The following is a 17,653-nucleotide window of genomic DNA, read 5'->3' as shown; positions in this document are numbered from 1 at the left end:
TAAAATCTGCTCCCAAATTTCTTTGGGAGCAGTAGTGTTATTCTTATTTACGGATGACCGCTTTTAATTGCGTTTCAAATGCTTTGATTAAGTTATTCATTACTTTATCAATAGCTTTCTCATTTAATGTTTTGTTTTCATCTTGAAGAATGAAACTAACAGAATATGATTTTAAATCAGCAGCAAGGTGTTTGCCTTCATAAACATCAAAAACATTGATTTTCTTCAATAGCTTTCTTTCTGTTTTTTGGGCTAATTGCTTGATAGAAGCAAAAGTCGCATTCTTATCTAAAACAATAGATAAATCTCTTCTTACTTCAGGGAATTTTGGTATTTCTTTGAACTTGTAATCTGCACTGTACATATCAACTAATAATGTCCAATTGATATCAGCAAAGAATACCTCTTGCTTTACACCAGTCATTTTAGCTGCTTTTGGATGTACCAAACCTACAGTTGCAATCACTTTTTTACGTGCTGAGTATTGTAATCCGTAAGCAAATGTATCATTACTGATGTATTCAGCAGAAATACCTTGAATATTTAAACGATCAAAGATTTTTTCTACCAATGAAGAAACGGTGTGGAAATCTGAAGATGTTGCTTTTTTAATCCAAGATTCGTCTGTGGATGTACCGCTAACGAATAATGCTAAATGCTCATTTTCAGTATAACCATTTTCATCTTTGTGATACGTCTTTCCAAATTCAAATATTCTGATGTTCTTTTGTTGACGACGAATGTTATGGTTAATTACTTCTAATCCACTAAACATCATTGATTGACGCATAACATCTAAATCGGCACTCAAAATATTTAGGATTTCAACGTTTTCACTTTCGTTTAAATCACTTGATTCTTTTGTATATTTTGAAGTAGTTAACGAGTTAGTCATCACTTCATGACAACCAGAACCTGCTAACATCTCTGTTACTTTTCTCTGAAGAATTTGCTTATCTTTCTTTGGGAAAGAAGCTAAGAAATCTGCTGATAAAGAATCACTTAGCTCAACACTGTTAAACCCGTAGATTCTAAGGATTTCTTCAATAATATCAGCTTCTCTTTGAACGTCTACACGGAAAGGAGGCACAGAAACTTTAATTGTTTCTTCTGTTCTTTCTAAAATAGAAATTTCAAGACCTTCTAAAATTTCAACTACTCTGTCTTGAGGGATAGCCTGCCCGATTAAACGGTCTACATTTTTGAATTTTACATCAATAATGAAGTTTTCAATAGGGGTAGGGTAAACATCAACAATATCAGAAGTAATTTCTCCACCTGCATATTCTTTAATTAATGCAGCAGCATATTTTAAAGCAGTGATGGTCATATTAGGATCACATCCTCTTTCGAAACGGAAAGATGAATCAGTTTTAATAGAATGACCTTGAGATGTTTTACGAACAACATCTGGGTGGAAATAAGCAGATTCCAAGAAGATACTTGTTGTAGATTCTGTTACTCCTGATGCTAAACCACCAAAAACACCTGCAATACACATGTTCTCTGAAGCATTAGCGATCATTAAATCATGACCTTTTAATTTTCTTTTTTCTTCATCTAAAGTGATGAATTCTTGTCCTTCTTCTGCAAATTTAATGTTGATTTCATTGCCAACTTTTGCTAAATCGAAAGCATGAAGTGGTTGTCCTAACTCATGTAAAACATAGTTAGTAATATCTACCACATTATTTATAGGAGAAAGACCAATTGAAGTAAGTCTCTGCTTGATCCATTTTGGCGATTCTTTAATTTCTATACCAGAAATAGTAACACCAGAATATCGAGGACAAGCTTCATTGTTATGTACGTTTACTTGAACTGTAGCTGAAGTATTATCTACTTTAAAACTTTCCAATAGTTCAGGTTTTGCCACTTGTTGAATTGGACGATCTAGTAATACTTTCAGATCTCTAGCTGCACCATAATGAGAAGAACCATCTACACGGTTAGGTGTAAGACCAATTTCTAAAACATTATCGTTTTCTAAGTTGAAATACTTAGCAGCAGGAGTACCATTAGCTAAATCTGTATCCAATACCAAGATGCCATCATGAGATTGTCCCATGCCAATTTCATCTTCAGCACAGATCATTCCCATAGATACTTCTCCACGGATTTTTCCTTTCTTAATTTTGAAGCTTTCTGTTGGTGAAGGGTAAAGTTCAGTACCAATAGTGGCAACTATCACTTTTTGGCCCGCAGCCACATTAGGAGCACCACATACAATTTGTACTGCCTCTTCTGCTCCAATATCTACAGTTGTAATTCTTAGTTTATCGGCATTAGGGTGTTGCTCGCAAGTAAGCACTTCTGCAACAACTAAACCTTTTAGTCCACCTTTTACTTCTTCTACCTCTTCGATTCCTTCTACTTCAAGGCCGGACATTGTTAATAGTTCGTCAATTTCTTGAGGCGTTTTATCCTCTATATTTACAAGGCTACTTAGCCAGTTTAAAGAAATTTTCATATATCACTTTTTTTGTAGCTGTATAAAAAATTTACAGCTCTAAACTTTGTTACTATTCAAAAAAAAGAAATTGTAAGATGACCTACTTTTTCAAGTAGCAAAAATAATAGGTTATTACAACTTCTTGCAATAACCTATGCTTTGTTTAGAAATAATATTAGAGTTGACCTCCTAATTTTTTAATTTCTTCGTTTTTTAGCTCAATTTCTCTCTCTAATTCCAAAATTTTCTGATCTTTTTGCTCTTTTTCATTTTGAAGAGATTGAATTTGATTTTTATGGTTTTCCTCAGATGTTCTCAATTTCTCGAAAGCTTTAGTAAGAACTCCTTCGTTATGAAGCATTTTTGAGTTAGCTGCTTCAAGCTCTTTTTGCTTTCTATGCATTTCCTCTTGAGTAGCCTGAAGTTCTTCAACATTTTGTCTCATTTCCTCTTCTTGAGCTCTCATTTGTTCTGCTTGTATTTGAGAATCCTCAAGGAGGGTTTTCATTCTATCCGAATTTCTAGTAGAGGCAATAGTAGAAGCAATTGTTTCTCCCAGCTTAAGCACAAATTCTCTTTGATACTCAGGCATTTCATTTAAGGATGCTAGTTCTATAATTCCATAGACTTCATCATTCATTAGCATAGGAGCAATGAATAAATTAGTTGGTCTAGCTTTTCCTAATCCACTAGTTATATTGATGTATTGTTCAGGAACTTCCTTTAAATACATTGGTTTCTTTTCAATAAATACTTGTCCAACAAGTCCCTCTCTTGGCTTTACAGTTCTGTTTAAATATTTTTTTCGCTCATAGGCGTAAGCAGAAACAAGGTGCAGCTCTTTTCTATCCTCTAAGTTTTCACTCACTACAAATAAGCCACCTTGAGTTAAATTGAGGTAAGAAACTAAATTATTGATAATTTGATCACAGAGTTCTTCAAGGTTGTTTTGAGATGTTCTTAGAATATCAACAAATTTAGTTAATCCATTAGATACCCAATTCCTTTCAGATTCTACAATTTTAAGTTTTTTTCTTTGCTTCCTTATTGCTTCTATAGAAAGAATAAGTTCAGATTTTTCATCATCATGAACTTCAAAATTCTGATCATCAGAGATCAAGGAGTTAGAAAATTTCAAAGCATTTTCTAATTCTTCTTTTAATTTTTGATTTCCCTTTTTCAGCTTTGCGTATTGGTCTAACCACAATACTTTAATGCCAATTTGTTTATTCATAAAGCAATCTTATTCAAACATTTTTTTCAAGGATGACAAACAACTCATTACCTTGTCTTGGAGGAATGCTATTATAACATTCTTCCATTTTTTTGATCGTGAAATACTGATTAAATAACTTTTGATATTCTTGAATTGAACCACCAAAAGGGGGACCTTCCATTGATAATGGAAAAGTAAATAGTAATCCACTGATTTTGCCGCCTTCTTTTAATAAACGATGTGTATGTAATACATATTGTTCCCTCATTGAAGGTGGGAGTGCACAGAAAAAAGTCTGCTCAATTATTAGATCAAATTTTATGCTAATTGATGTTTTGAAGAAGTCATCACAGATAATTTGATCTTTTGGGAAGTCTTTTACCCTTTGAAGAAAATTATTTATAGGTTTTTCTGAAAGGTCTAATGCATAGACATTTTTGAAACCTTTTTTCCATAAATACTCTAATTCGTAAGCGTTTCCGACGCCAGGTATTAAAATATAAAGTTCTTTATTGGTTAATTGATCAAAGTATTCTACTAATGGAGTACTAGCATAACCGATGTCCCAACCAGTTTGTTGGTTTTCATATTTTTTATCCCAGAATATTTTATCACTCATATTATAAAGATATAAAAAGAAGGAATTTGAAAGTAATTAATTAATAATAATAGGTGGTTTGAAATAATAAAACTCAGTAAAAAAATATTTAGAGACATGAGACTGAATTTTTTATAAAAAGAAACGGCTACCTTAAAGATCTAAGGTAGCCGTTTTGTGATGTGTGTAAATTCTTTACTTAGAGATAGATTTAATTACCTCCTCGTCCATAGGTTTTATATTTGAATTAAAGAAGTCTTTCAATTCTCCTTTTTCATTAATGTAGTATTTACAGAAATTCCATGAAGGTGCTTCATCATTCCAACCATTTTCATCAGGATCTGATAACCATCTATATAATGGTGATTGATCATCTTTCTTTTTTACATTGACTTTTTCCATCATTGTAAATGTAACTCCGTAGTTGATTTTACAGAAAGAAGCGATCTCTTCACTTGATCCAGGTTCTTGACCACCAAATTGATTACAAGGGAAACCTAATATTACTAATTCTTCTCCATATTTTTCATGAAGTTCTTGTAAAGCTTCATATTGTGGAGTGTAGCCACATTTTGAAGCAGTATTTACAATAAGAATCTTTTTTCCTTTTAATGATTGAAAATCTAATACTTCTCCATTCAATTTTTTCATTTTGAAAGAATAAAAAGGAGATTCTCTTTTTCTGTAGTCATCATCTAAAGATATTTCTTCTGGACTCGTTTTGTGAACTCTAGTACAGGCTAATAAAGCTAATGAAGTCACAGTTAATATTGTAAGAAATTTTTTCATCCAATGTTAGTTTAAAGTGTTTATAAAAAAGAATAAAGCAATTTGTTAATGTCTTCAAATATATGTATATAATATAATTTATCCAAGATTTATTTTAGCCAATTTTGTGCATCGTCTAAATCATCGAAATATTTTAATTGAAATTCTACCACTTCATTAAGGTTTTCTATAGCTTGATCAAAGGTCATTTGAGAGAATAAATCGGAAGATACTAACCATGCCATTTTTTTCAAATTAACCTCTTTATGTATCTCAAAGCTACGTTTTTGCATCCATTCTTGTGTTTCAGGAAGGATTTGGTAGTAAGCCTTAACTGCATCTACTAAAACGTTTTTAGGGGTAGTTTGTTTTAAAATATCAAAATATTGATTTAATTCTTGTCTGTAAATTTTTTCAGAAAGATTAATTGGAGTATTCCAAGTTGATTTTATAATTTGATAAGATTCGTTGTATCCTATTTCTTGGAAATCGCTTTTGTAAATTTGATTAAACTTCATAATTAACGGTCTAAAGTGTAATATTTACAATTGAATAATAAGTACCTTTCAAAACTTCTGCCATTTTTTTATAATTTAAAGTGTCAGGTAAATCAGATTTTTGATGATAGTGTGGATTTCTGAAATATGAAGTATCAGTTACCATCAGCGCATTTTGTTTAAAGTGCCAATAATTTCTGTGATCGGAATTAGCAAGCCCTTTAATACTAGAAGGAGCATTAATAGAATAAACATCAATTGCGGCTACTTGTTTCATGTATTTTTTAAATTCTTTGACGGTAGAATGGTTATTCATATTTCCAACTAAAGCTATGAAATTTGCTTTTGTTGGGTATAAATAGTTTAAGAAGCTTACAGGGTATTTTTGAGATCCTTCCTGATCATTAAAATATCCAATCATTTCTAAACAAACCATGAGTTTTGTAGATACTTTCTTATCAAAATTTCTTTTAGCATGAACAAAACTGCCCATATCTTTCGTAGTGAAAAAAGGTCTCTCTTCATTGGCATACGCTACCAATTCAATACAATACTCTAATATGGGTTGATGTACCTGTAATAGACGGGCCATTTCTAAGACACCGGCAATACCACTTGCGTTGTCGTCTGCACCGTGTTGATCTCCAAAACTATCGTAATGTGCACCGACTACTATTCTAGGTGCATTAGGGTTTCCATAGAAGACAATTAAATTTACATATTCTTCTTCTACAGCTGTAAACTTTTGTTCATGAACCTCATAACCAAAACTATTCAGTGTTTTTGAAATGTAACCCAATGTTTCAGCTTGAGCAATCTTATTTTTATAATTTCTATACCCTGTCGTAGTGCATAATGCATTTACATGTTTGGCTAATTCATTTTCATTGACACTTATTTTTGAAGCATCAATTTCATTCAATTTCACCTTTGAGCAAGGTTGATATACAGAATAAATCAAAATAGCGAAAAGGGAAATTAATAGAATTAATATGCTTAGGGTTAATGTCATATAGTTATATTAGAATTGCTTTAATTTTTAAGTCTTCATAAATAGAGAAGGTATGTTTATTTAAGTTAATGATTTTTTTTAATCATTTTTCATTTTGTCTTTAAAAACACCAAAATCCATAATTTTTCTGCCTTTAAATGATACCGTTTTATTTATATTCATGGGTTGATGAGATAAAGCATGATGAATCAATTGATTATCTATATGACTTTTTTTTATCTCTACAATGGCTCCTTTATCTAATAATGGGATGTCATAAAAAGAAGTTTCTTCAATCATCATCCAAAAGCCATATTTAAATCCAACAGTATTAAATTCACTTTCTTTTGAGAGATAAATATCTAGTTTGATAGAATCGTTAACAGATTGATAATGTTTTTTGTGATCTATATGATCTATTTTTTTGAAGGCATAATTAATGGGTTTGGGTGCAAAATAATTAAAGTAGGAGAATGGACCACAAATAGCATAAGGCTCATTATTTATAAGACAAAAAGTGATAATGTTTTCTGTGTTATAGTCAAATACCATCAACTCTTGAGCCTCTTTTTTTTGAGAAATACCGAAATAGTTTTCTTTGTTGTTGCTGTATATATAAAATTCATGTATTTCAGCTCCTTTTGTTTCCACAACTTTAAATATTTTATCGAAATGATATTCCTCTTGAAATATAGTAGAGTCTGAGTTGTGTTCTACATAATCCATAAATGAGTTAAAGAAGTTAGTTTCTTGACTATAAGCAGGAATTGTGATAATAATAAATAAGAAATAAGATAGGGTGAGTTTCATTTTTTTAGCATAAATAGATCAAATAGTATCATCAAATTTAATAAGTTTTATTTAATCCAAACTAGAAGATGGCAATATTCATTCTCTGATCTTTAATGTTTTCCTACTCAACATTTAAATTTTAAAAAAAATAAAAAAGAATTGTTGGTAAAAAACATTAATAATTAGCTTAAACTATAAGAAAACTTAATCTTTAATACTTAATTCTCATCTTGTTTTTGTTAAATTTGTTGGTCATGATGAAAATAGGAATTTTTTTCGGAGGTATTTCACGTGAACGTGAAATCTCCTTTGCAGGTGGTAGAACAGTGTATGATAATTTAGACAAACAATTGTTCGAGCCTGTTCCAATATTTGTTGATAGTTTAGGTAACTTCATTCATTTAGATTGGAGTTTTGTATATAAAGGTACAGTTAGAGATTTTTATCCTCCTGTACAAAGTGTTCCTAATGATTTATCGGGTTTTCAAATGTATGTGGAATCTCTAGGTAAGTTATCAGAAGAACAATTAAACGAGATGACTAATCTTGTAGGGCAAAGAATTAAGCCTGAGGATTTTCATCAGTTATTTGATTTTGCATTTTTAGCTTTACACGGTCCTTACGGTGAAGATGGGAACTTGCAAGGATTATTGGAATGGTATGGTATTCCTTATTCTGGTGCAGGTGTTTTGTCTTCTGCTATTGGTATTGATAAGATTACTCAAAAGAAATTATTTTCTGATTTAGGTTTAAAAACACCCGATTATCAAGTGATTGATGCGGACAATTTAACCGAAGAAAATGTGGAGGCTACTTTCAATACATTGAAAACTGCTTTAGGTATGCCTTTGGTAGTAAAAGCGCCTAGACAAGGTTCATCTTTAGGAGTAAGCATAGTTAAAGAAGATAATGTAGAAGCTTTTAAAGCAGCTGCTAAGAAATCATTATTTATAGATGAGGTTACAAAAGAACAATGGACTTCTTTAGAAAAAGAAGATAAAGTTCGTTTTGTACATGATTTTGTTGATGTTCGCTTAGGTATTGGTTTACCTGTGTATGTCAATGGAGATAGTGAAACCATCATTTATAATCCAAAAGAACTATACAATCACCTTACTTCAGAGTTAGAGGAAAAAGGTAAAGATTTGGTGAGTTATCAATCTTTAGATGCAGAAGAGAGATTATTGATCGAGCAACACATCAAAGGAAGAGAGTTTTCTTGTATTGTTGTTGAAGATGAACAAGCGTCCCCTTTAGCATTGCCACCTACTGAGATTGTAAGAGGTAATGAAGGCGTATTTGATTATCGATCGAAATACCTTCCTGGTATGAGTAGAAAGGTAACTCCTATAGATCTTCCTATTGATAAGGTAAGAGAAATTCAATTCAAGTGTGAAGAGCTCTATACTAAATTGCAATTTGATGTATATGCTAGAATTGATGGATTTGTAACTGATAGTGGAGAAGTCTTCTTGAATGATCCGAATACTACTTCAGGTATGATGCCTTCTTCTTTCTTTTTTCATCAAGCGGCTGAAATTGGTTTAAACCCATCACAATTCTTAACCTTTATCATTAGAACGTCATTGGCATGCCGTATTCGTTCAGGTAAAAATACTGTGGTGACAAAGCCTTTGTTGAAATCATTAGATGCTCAAATTTCTCAATTGTCATCAGACGATCAACAGAAACTTAGAGTGGGTGTAATCATGGGTGGCTATTCTTCAGAAAGACACATTTCTGTAGAAAGCGGTAGAAATATTTTCGAAAAACTAGCGTCATCACATAAATATGAGGCTGTACCTATTTTCTTAACAGGAAGCGATACAGATCATGTCATCTATGAGTTGCCTATCAATATCATGTTAAAGGATAATGCTGATGATATCAAATTAAAAATTGATCAAGCATTGTCTGGAGAAAAGCATGAGGTTTTAACGGAAGCTATTCAAAAGGCGTCAAAAATTACAGATAAATATGCCGCAGGTGTGTGTTTTGATCCAAAACCACTCACTTATGATACATTAAAAGAAAGAGTAGATGCTGTTTTTATTGCCCTTCATGGCCGACCTGGCGAAGATGGTGCAGTACAAAAGCATTTAAATGAAAAAGGTATTCCTTACAATGGTTCAGATGTAGATAGTTCAGAAGTGACAATTGATAAATTTGTGACTACTGAAATATTAGGGGAGAAAGATATTTTTGTTGCAGAGCATATGTTGTTGCAAAAAGAAAATTGGCTTAAAGATGCAAAAGCTGCCATTGATGTGGTTGAAGCTAATTTTACTTACCCAATAATTGCTAAACCTGCAGATGATGGATGTTCTTCAGCAGTAATGATGGTTAAAAACCGTTCTACTTTAGAGCATTTTGCAGAAGCAATGTTCAGAGAGGAGGAAGAGGTGAATGAGAACTTAAGAAACCAACTGAATTTAGATAAAAATGAAGAGTTTCCAAGTAAGCAGAGAATCTTAATTGAGGAGCTTATTAGTGCTAAAGATGCAGATCACTTTTTAGAAATCACTGGTGGAATGTTAACAAAGTGGCATGAAGATGGTACTCGTACATACGAAATATTTGAACCTTCTGAAGCTTTGGCAAGTGGAGAAATTCTTTCTTTAGAAGAGAAATTCTTAGCTGGTGAAGGGCAAAATATTACTCCCCCAAGGTTCTCTCCAAATCCAGAAGAACAAAAATGGATTTCTGATGCTGTGAGAAACGACCTTGAGAAGGTGGCAAAAATACTAAATGTTCAAGGGTATTGTAGAATTGATGCTTTTGTCAGAATTTGGAAAGAACAGAAGAGAGTAGAAACAATTATTATTGAAGTGAACTCTCTGCCAGGAATGACTCCTGCAACATGTATTTTCCATCAGGCTGCTATTAATGGTTATAAGCCTTATGACTTTATCGATAATATTCTTGATTATGGTATAAAACGAACGGAAGCTAAGCTTAGCAAATGAATTACTATGGATAAAAACAAAATTAAAAAACTAATTTTCGGGGAATCCCCAACCGCTTTAATCTTCAATTTATTTTTGATGTTAATTGCAGGGTTTATTTGTATGTGGATATTCTTTGAAGGGTACTTAAATGTAGCTACTAAACATGGTGAAACAGTTACTGTACCTAATGTAGATAGCCTTTCATTAGACGATGCAGAGAAACGATTAGCTTCTGCTGGATTGAGATATACAATATTTGACTCTACGCCAATAAATTATAATCCAGACCTTCCTTACTTAACTGTTTTAGCACAAACACCTAAAGCAGGAGAGAAAGTAAAAGATAATAGAAATATCTATTTAACGGTAAACCCTTCTCAAGCAGAATTAGTAAAATTGGATGATATTTTAACTTCATCTTTAAAAAATGCTGCTGAAAAAATGAAAACTATTGGAGTAAAACCTGGTAAGATTTCTAGAGTAGAAGATAGGTATCAAGGTATCTTAGAGGTAAGATATAAAGGTCAATTGATTCAGAAATACGATAGGAAATTACGTAAGAAAATCATTACTGATCGTAAAGTTCATAGAGGCGGTAAGGTAGATATTGTAGTTGGAGATGGTTTAGGGAAGTCTAAAACATTAGTGCCTAACTTAGTAGGGATGTCTGAAGGAGATGCTGAATTTGTGTTATTCGGACAAGGTCTAGGTAAAAGCAATACTAATTATATTGCTTCAGAATTACCTCCAGGAACTGTTGTAAGACAATATCCATCTGCAGAAGAAGATGAAAATGGTAATTTCCCTAAAATAAGATACGGTAGAACAATAGAGTTATGGGTTTCTCAGTTTTCTGGGAAGAAGTAATGAAATGTTTATTGAAAGTATAAAGTAAGGGAGTCAGAAATGACTCCCTTTTTTGTTGAAGGTATGTGTGCTTTGAAAATAAACTATTGTAAATATGTAATCAGATTTTCATAGCGGATTAATAAATAATATGTGTATCTGGTAATGCCATTTTTAATTTTTTGATTTCTTTCTCATCAATAATGTTACCTGATAAATCTAACTCTTCTAGATTAGCTAATAGGTAGATCACTTTAGGTATTTTTTTAAATTGATTGATCGATAGATTTAATACTTTAAGTTGATCCAAATCTTTTACATTATGATCTAAATGATGTAATTGATTACCTCTCAAATTCAAAACCCTTAATTGTTTCATTTCGTTCATTTGATGAGGTAAACTTTTAAGTCGGTTGTAACTTAAATTAAGCTCATACAAATACTTTTGATGAGTAAGTGATTTAGGTAATTCCTTTAAATAATTTTGACTGAGATTTAATTGAATGATGTTAGGATGATTATCAAAAAAATCAGATGATATGACCCTAATATTGTTATCATTAATGTTTACGGAAATTAAATTTTCCATTTCGCTAAAAGACTCCGGGAACTCTGATAGTTGATGATCAGCTAAATCAATACATAATATTTTTTCAGGATGTTCCACAAGGTAGCTCAGTTGAATAGCTTCAAATTGTCCCCTTTTATAGAGTTGTTCTACCGCTTCATAATAACCATAATGCATTGCTTTGATTAAATCATAACAGAATTCCTCATTGTAATATCCTTCTTTTTTTCCTAAAAGATCCTTGCTTAAACCTCTGTAATAGTATGCCTCTCCTAAGTTTTTTTGCATGCTAATGGCAATCGTTAATTCTCCTATGGCTTTGATGTATTCTTTTTGATAGAAATAATCTTTCCCTTTATTTAAATACTTCGTGGGGTCATCATTAACAGGATTGGTAAAAGAGAATAATATGATAGGTAATAGTAGGTTAATGACAATAGTTTTAATAGATGCTTTCATGTTTTACGCGAAATTGGTTTTTTATATCAACTCGCATTAACAGAGAATAGTTCTAAAAAGTGGGGTTATTTAAAGTATAAAGTATGGAATTAGAAATTAATTTTTAGTCTCTTTTTCATTTTCATCGGTAATATATCTCCTTATTTTACCTCTCAATTCTATAGCAGAGATATTATGGTTGATAGTACCACCTTGAATGTAGGACATCTGACCTGTTTCTTCTGAAACAATTAATACAATAGTATTGGTGTTTTCAGTCATACCAATACCAGCTCTATGTCTTAAACCTAGTGTGGCAGGGATATTTGGGTTTTCAGATACAGGAAGTATACAGCGGGCAGCGATAATTCTATTATTATAAATAATACAAGCACCGTCGTGCATAGGCGAGTTTTTAAAGAAAATGGAAAGAAGAAGTCTTTTCGAGATTTTAGCATCCACAAAGTCTCCTGTTTCTGAGTAAAACTGAAGATCACTATCCTTAGAAATAACAATTAAAGCACCTGTGTTGGTGTTACTCATGTCTTTCATGGCATCAATGATGGATGGAATATCTAAGTTGATTTCTCCGTCTTTACCTTTTGCTTTGAATAATTGAAATAAAGGGAAGTTTTTGAAGTCAGTAGACTTACCTATCAAGAGTAAAAATTTCCTTATTTCTTGTTGGAATAAGATGATGGCTGCAATTACACCCACATCTATAAATTGACTTAGAATTTCTGAAAGTAACTCCATGTCTGTGGCTTTTACTACCAAATAAGTAAGGTAAATTGATAAACCACCAACAAAGATTTTTAGAGCTACACTTCCTTTTATTAATTTATACAAATGAAAAAGCAGCACCGATACGAAAAGTATATCGAGGAAATCAACGAAATTAATTTCTAAAAAGCCAAAGCTAAATAATAACATCGAGTGACTGCTTGATAAATGAAACAAGGAATAGAATTGAATTATCTTACCGTTCCTATGAAGTTAACCTTAAAAAAAATCTTATTTGTATTCAATTAAGTAAATTTTTTACTCCTCTTCACATTAATGATGAAGAATTTTAGTTAACGAAGAATAAATACGTAATTCCAATAGGAGTTCAACAATAATATTTTCTTTTTTTAAGAAATGTCACTCCAATTTTATTGAATACAAAAATAATTTCTTTCTACTAAAAAAGAAGAGTTTCTTGAGTAAGTTTTACACATTCTACTGCTTCTTTTACATCATGTACTCTTAAAATTTGTGCCCCTTTTTGTAAAGCAATGGTATTGATAATACTTGTTCCGTTTAATGCTTCTTCTGAATTGATTTTTAATTTCTTAGTGATCATAGATTTTCTAGAAACACCGACCAAAATTGGAAGATTAAATTCATGTAGCATTTCTAATTCTCTGAGTAATTCGTAATTCTGATCTAAAGTTTTTGCAAATCCAAATCCAGGATCAATGATGAGGTCAAGACCCCCTGCGTTTAAAAATTCATTCTTTTTATCAGAAAAATAATGCATTACACCATGGGTCACTCCATTGGGGTAGTCTGTAAGTGTTTGCATTGTTTGAGGAGTACCCCTCATGTGCATCATAATATAAGGTACAGCAAGCTGACCAACTTTATTATACATGTTTTCGTCAAGTGAACCTCCTGAAATATCATTAATAATTGCAGCACCAGCATCAATGCTTTTTTCAGCTACTTCACTTCTAAAAGTATCAATAGATAAAATTGCATCTGGATATTTAGATGAAATTTCTTCAATAACAGGAAGGACTCTTTCTAATTCTTCTTTGATAGAAACATGATCAGCTCCTGGCCTAGAAGAATAACCACCAATATCTAAAATCTTAGCTCCCTCTTTCAACATTTTTTTTGCTTGAAATAGGGCGTCATCTACATATATTTTTCGACTTTGATTGTAAAAGGAGTCAGGAGTAGTATTTATAATGCCCATCACAAGCGGTTCATTAAATTCTACTAACTTTCCTTTAATTTTTATTGATAGATTATTGGATTTCCTCATTTATATTTGTGCTAATAACGGTAAGTGATAACTTTGCATCAAAGTTAGCTGAAAAATGACGGAGAACACATCTAAGGATTTAATTTTTTTAATGGAATTACTTTTTAAAATTTGAGGTCTCCAAATAATAAATAAAAATGGCAGAACAAAAAACAGAACAGGAATTCAAGGCAGTATTGTCAGAATGTAGAGCATTGTTTGAGAAAAAAACGATAGATTATGGTACCGCATGGAGGATTTTAAGGTTGTCTTCTATCACAGATCAAATCTATATTAAGGCGATGCGTATCCGTTCCATTCAAGAAAAAGGAGAGCAGAAAATTGATGAGGATATTAATGGCGAATTTGTAGCGATTATTAACTACTGCTTAATGGCTTTAACTCAGTTGGAGCTTCTTGATGATGATCGAATGGATATTCCTGCACAAGAAGTGATGAGCTACTACGATAAACATGCAACAAATACAATGAATTTGATGTTTGATAAAAATCATGATTACGGAGAAGCTTGGAGAATGATGCGTATCTCTGGAATTACGGATATTATTTTAATGAAATTACTGAGAGTGAAGCAGATAGAGGGGAATGATGGAAAGACAATTGTTTCTGAAGGAGTAGATGCTAATTATCAAGACATGATTAATTATTCTATTTTTGCACTAATCCTTTCGGGGTTTGCTGCATAATTAATATCTTTAAATCTAAGGATTTTTTTAGCTTTATTGATTTGAACTAACACAGCAACAACATTATTAGAATGAAGGCCTTACAAAAAGTAATTTCAGCAATAATTGGTATAGTATTCATGTTATCAGGATTTGTGAAAATCGATGATCCAATGGGTACGGCCATAAAATTTGAAGAATATTTTCACGTTTTTGCAGAAGACGTTTCCTCCACCTTTCCTTTTCTAGAGCAGTTTTTTCTATCTCTAGTAGGAGTGTCTTTATTACTTTCTGTTTTATTTTCAGCCTTCGAATTTATTTTAGGAGCAGCCTTATTAATAAATTATAGAGCTAAGTTAATGCATCGATTAACGTTAGTCTTGTTAGTCTTTTTCGGTTTCCTGACTTTTTATTCTGCCTTTTATGACAAAGTAACAGATTGTGGCTGTTTCGGTGATGCGATTAAATTCTCACCTTGGGGTTCTTTTGCCAAAGACCTTATACTTTTGGTATTGCTCTTGATATCAATGTCATTATTATCTAAGGGAAAGAAATCTTCAAAGTATGGTGTATATGGAGGAGGTCCATCAGTTCAGAAGCAAAATAAAACAATCTATAAAAAAATATCACTTTGGATGTCTGTTTTGTTTGCATTTGGCATGTGTTATTATGCACTACAACATCTACCTCCAATAGATTTTAGACCTTATAAAGTAGGGAATAATATAGCTGAAATGATGCAACCTCAAGAAGCTTGCGTGTCAGTGTATTATATGGAAAAAGATGGAGAAGAAAAGAGGTTTGAAAACTATCCAACAGACCCATCTTGGAAATTTGTAAGAATGGAGACTGTCAATGCTAAAGAATGTCAGCCTATAATTCCAGATTATTACATTTCTAATGATGAAGGGGAAGATTTTACTGAAATAACTATAAAAGGGACCAAGTTATTGGTGATTATTCAAAATGTTTCTCAAATTGAGTCTGAAACAATGGAACCTATCAATCAATTGATAAGAGACCTTTCTTCTGAAGATGTTGCTTCATTGGCAATCACTAGTGATGCCTCAGATTTTGAAGGCTTTTTAAAGAAGATGCGTATGTCGATTCCATTCTATTATGCAGATGCAACTGTACTTAAAGCAGTGGTGAGATCAAATCCTGGTATTATGTTAGTCAAAGACGGAGTAATATTAGGTAAATGGCACCATAACGATACTCCTAGTAGACAAGATATTTCTCAATTGTTAAATAAAGAATAAGCGTGTTACAATTTATAATCAACAGATTAATGTACGGTTTCCTAGTAATAATAGGAGTGATAACAGTCGTTTTCGGCTTGTTTCATGCATTACCTGGAGATCCTGTTGATTTAATGTCAGGTCAACATGCCGACTTAGAAACAAGAGATCTAATTAGAAAAGAATTGGGTTTAGATAGGTCCTTAATCTATCAATATGGTAGTTATTTAAGTGATTTATCAGTGGTATCTATAGAAGAAGATACAGAACAAAATCAAAAAAAATATAGGTACACTAAATTAGTATCAGTAGGTAAAAAGGTTTTAGTTTTTAAATTTCCCTATTTGAGGAAATCGTTTCAAACTAATAAGCCTGTAGATCAAATATTATTAGAAAGTTTACCTGGCACATTTTGGTTGTCTTTAACAGCAATTTTAATTGCATCCTCCTTAGGTATCTTTTTAGGAGTAATAGCGGCTTTAAACTATGGAAATAAAATAGATCATTCAATTGTGAGTGCTTCGGTAGTTTTTATTTCTATGCCGTCATTTGTTTTAGCCATACTCATGGCGATGATATTTGGCTATTATTTATCCGAATATACAGGATTACCAATGACAGGTTCTTTATGGATGAATGATCCATTGTACGGGCGTCAATTACATTTAGAAAACTTGATATTACCTGCAATAACTTTGGCCACTAGACCTTTGGCTATTATTGTACAATTAACAAGGAGTTCTATGTTAGATGTGTTGTCGCAAGACTATGTTAGGACCGCAAAAGCAAAAGGTGTTGGAAGAATTAGAGTAATTGTATTTCATGCATTAAGAAATGCTTTAAACCCTGTGATCACGGCTGTGTCAGGTTGGTTAGCCTCTATGTTAGCGGGAGCATTTTTTATAGAATATATTTTTAAATGGAAAGGTTTGGGATTTAAAACGATTCAAGCGGTAGAATATCTAGACCTTCCTGTAGTTATGGGAGCAACTATTTTTATTGCTTTCGGTTTTGTGGTAGTTAATATCTTTGTTGATATCATTTATGCTGCCTTAGATCCCAAAATTAGATTAAACTAATGATACGAATTTATCTTGTTGGTATGCCTGGGAGTGGTAAATCCACTTTAGCCAAGGCTTTGTCAAGTCAATTAAATTTGCCTTTTTTTGATATGGATGATGAAATCGTAAAAAAAGAAGGCAGATCAATTCCTGAAATATTCGAAAAAGAAGGAGAGGATTATTTTAGAAAAGTAGAGCAAGAAATTGTTCATGATTTTCATCCAGAGAACTGTATTTTAGCTACAGGTGGAGGTGCTCCTTGTTTCTTTGATAATATGAATGTTATGAATGAATTGGGGACGACTGTTTTTGTAGATGTCGATGCAAATCACTTGACAGAAAGAGTATGGAGCGAACACGGTACAAGACCACTTCTTTCTCAATCCTCTAAAGAAGAAATATTTCAGTCAATATCAGATAAAAGAAGTCAGCGATTGGCCTTTTATCAACAATCAAAATTCATGATTGAAGCAGGAACAAAAACTCCTGATGAATTAGCCAAAGAAATTATAAGAGTTGTTATATAGTTCTTAATTAAAA

Annotated in this window: 16 protein-coding genes; 6 read left to right on the top strand and 10 right to left on the bottom strand. The window is 32.1% G+C overall.

What is annotated here, in order from left to right; translation table 11 throughout:
* Positions 1–43: 43 nt before the first annotated feature.
* The 7 genes from pheT to NH26_RS08140 all read right to left on the bottom strand — a co-directional run bounded on the left by pheT (position 44) and on the right by NH26_RS08140 (position 7,332).
* Positions 44–2,470, bottom strand: a complete 2,427-nt coding sequence (gene pheT / locus NH26_RS08170; protein ID WP_044224910.1) for a phenylalanine--tRNA ligase subunit beta — start codon at positions 2,468–2,470, stop codon at positions 44–46.
* Positions 2,471–2,627: 157 nt separating this feature from the next.
* Complete coding sequence (locus NH26_RS08165) at positions 2,628–3,686, bottom strand: GAF domain-containing protein (RefSeq protein WP_052432081.1); 1,059 nt, start codon at positions 3,684–3,686, stop codon at positions 2,628–2,630.
* 13 nt (positions 3,687–3,699) lie between these two features.
* Positions 3,700–4,287 (bottom strand): methyltransferase domain-containing protein, encoded by a 588-nt coding sequence (locus NH26_RS08160; RefSeq protein WP_044224913.1) that lies wholly within the window; start codon positions 4,285–4,287, stop codon positions 3,700–3,702.
* Positions 4,288–4,461: 174 nt separating this feature from the next.
* Positions 4,462–5,055 carry a glutathione peroxidase gene (locus NH26_RS08155; RefSeq protein ID WP_044224916.1) on the bottom strand — a complete coding sequence of 198 codons (594 nt, stop codon included), beginning with the start codon at positions 5,053–5,055 and terminating at the stop codon, positions 4,462–4,464.
* An 89-nt stretch (positions 5,056–5,144) separates the two neighbouring features.
* Complete coding sequence (locus NH26_RS08150; RefSeq protein WP_044224919.1) at positions 5,145–5,552, bottom strand: hypothetical protein; 408 nt, start codon at positions 5,550–5,552, stop codon at positions 5,145–5,147.
* Between the two features lie 10 nt (positions 5,553–5,562).
* Positions 5,563–6,543 (bottom strand): M28 family peptidase, encoded by a 981-nt coding sequence (locus NH26_RS08145; protein ID WP_084812103.1) that lies wholly within the window; start codon positions 6,541–6,543, stop codon positions 5,563–5,565.
* A gap of 78 nt (positions 6,544–6,621) precedes the next feature.
* Positions 6,622–7,332: a hypothetical protein gene (locus NH26_RS08140; RefSeq protein WP_044224922.1), complete on the bottom strand. Its 711-nt coding sequence runs from the start codon at positions 7,330–7,332 to the stop codon at positions 6,622–6,624.
* A gap of 239 nt (positions 7,333–7,571) precedes the next feature.
* Between NH26_RS08140 and NH26_RS08135 the strand changes: the two genes are divergently transcribed.
* Both NH26_RS08135 and NH26_RS08130 read left to right on the top strand, forming a co-directional pair.
* The gene (locus NH26_RS08135; RefSeq protein WP_174549708.1) at positions 7,572–10,280 is read left to right on the top strand and encodes a D-alanine--D-alanine ligase family protein; all 2,709 of its coding nucleotides are present in this window, start codon (positions 7,572–7,574) and stop codon (positions 10,278–10,280) included.
* Positions 10,281–10,286: 6 nt separating this feature from the next.
* Positions 10,287–11,129, top strand: coding sequence for a PASTA domain-containing protein (locus NH26_RS08130; RefSeq protein ID WP_044224927.1), 843 nt, complete (start codon positions 10,287–10,289; stop codon positions 11,127–11,129).
* Between the two features lie 118 nt (positions 11,130–11,247).
* Here NH26_RS08130 and NH26_RS08125 read toward each other — a convergent pair whose 3' ends face one another.
* From NH26_RS08125 to folP, 3 genes are all read right to left on the bottom strand, one after another.
* A complete protein-coding gene (locus NH26_RS08125) occupies positions 11,248–12,135 on the bottom strand; it encodes a leucine-rich repeat domain-containing protein (protein ID WP_044224930.1) in 888 nt (295 codons plus the stop codon).
* A 96-nt stretch (positions 12,136–12,231) separates the two neighbouring features.
* Entirely contained in the window at positions 12,232–13,047 is an 816-nt protein-coding gene (cdaA, locus tag NH26_RS08120; RefSeq protein ID WP_044224934.1) for a diadenylate cyclase CdaA, read from the bottom strand.
* Between the two features lie 250 nt (positions 13,048–13,297).
* Positions 13,298–14,146: a dihydropteroate synthase gene (gene folP / locus NH26_RS08115; RefSeq protein ID WP_044224937.1), complete on the bottom strand. Its 849-nt coding sequence runs from the start codon at positions 14,144–14,146 to the stop codon at positions 13,298–13,300.
* A 137-nt stretch (positions 14,147–14,283) separates the two neighbouring features.
* On the opposite strand from folP, the gene NH26_RS08110 reads away from it, so the two are divergent.
* From NH26_RS08110 to NH26_RS08095, 4 genes are all read left to right on the top strand, one after another.
* Complete coding sequence (locus tag NH26_RS08110) at positions 14,284–14,832, top strand: DUF1599 domain-containing protein (RefSeq protein WP_044224939.1); 549 nt, start codon at positions 14,284–14,286, stop codon at positions 14,830–14,832.
* Between the two features lie 71 nt (positions 14,833–14,903).
* On the top strand, positions 14,904–16,073 hold the full coding sequence (locus NH26_RS08105) for a BT_3928 family protein (RefSeq protein WP_044224943.1): 1,170 nt from the start codon (positions 14,904–14,906) through the stop codon (positions 16,071–16,073).
* Positions 16,074–16,075: 2 nt separating this feature from the next.
* Positions 16,076–17,131 (top strand): ABC transporter permease, encoded by a 1,056-nt coding sequence (locus NH26_RS08100; RefSeq protein WP_044224945.1) that lies wholly within the window; start codon positions 16,076–16,078, stop codon positions 17,129–17,131.
* Positions 17,131–17,640, top strand: a complete 510-nt coding sequence (locus NH26_RS08095; protein ID WP_044224948.1) for a shikimate kinase — start codon at positions 17,131–17,133, stop codon at positions 17,638–17,640. The genes NH26_RS08100 and NH26_RS08095 overlap by 1 nt, the downstream gene beginning before the upstream one ends.
* Positions 17,641–17,653: the final 13 nt, after the last annotated feature.

Origin of the sequence: Flammeovirga pacifica (assembly GCF_000807855.2) — a bacterium.
Classification (GTDB): Bacteria; Bacteroidota; Bacteroidia; order Cytophagales; family Flammeovirgaceae; genus Flammeovirga; species Flammeovirga pacifica.
Note: the sequence above shows the minus strand (reverse complement) of the source record. Positions and strands in the feature narration are given on the sequence as shown.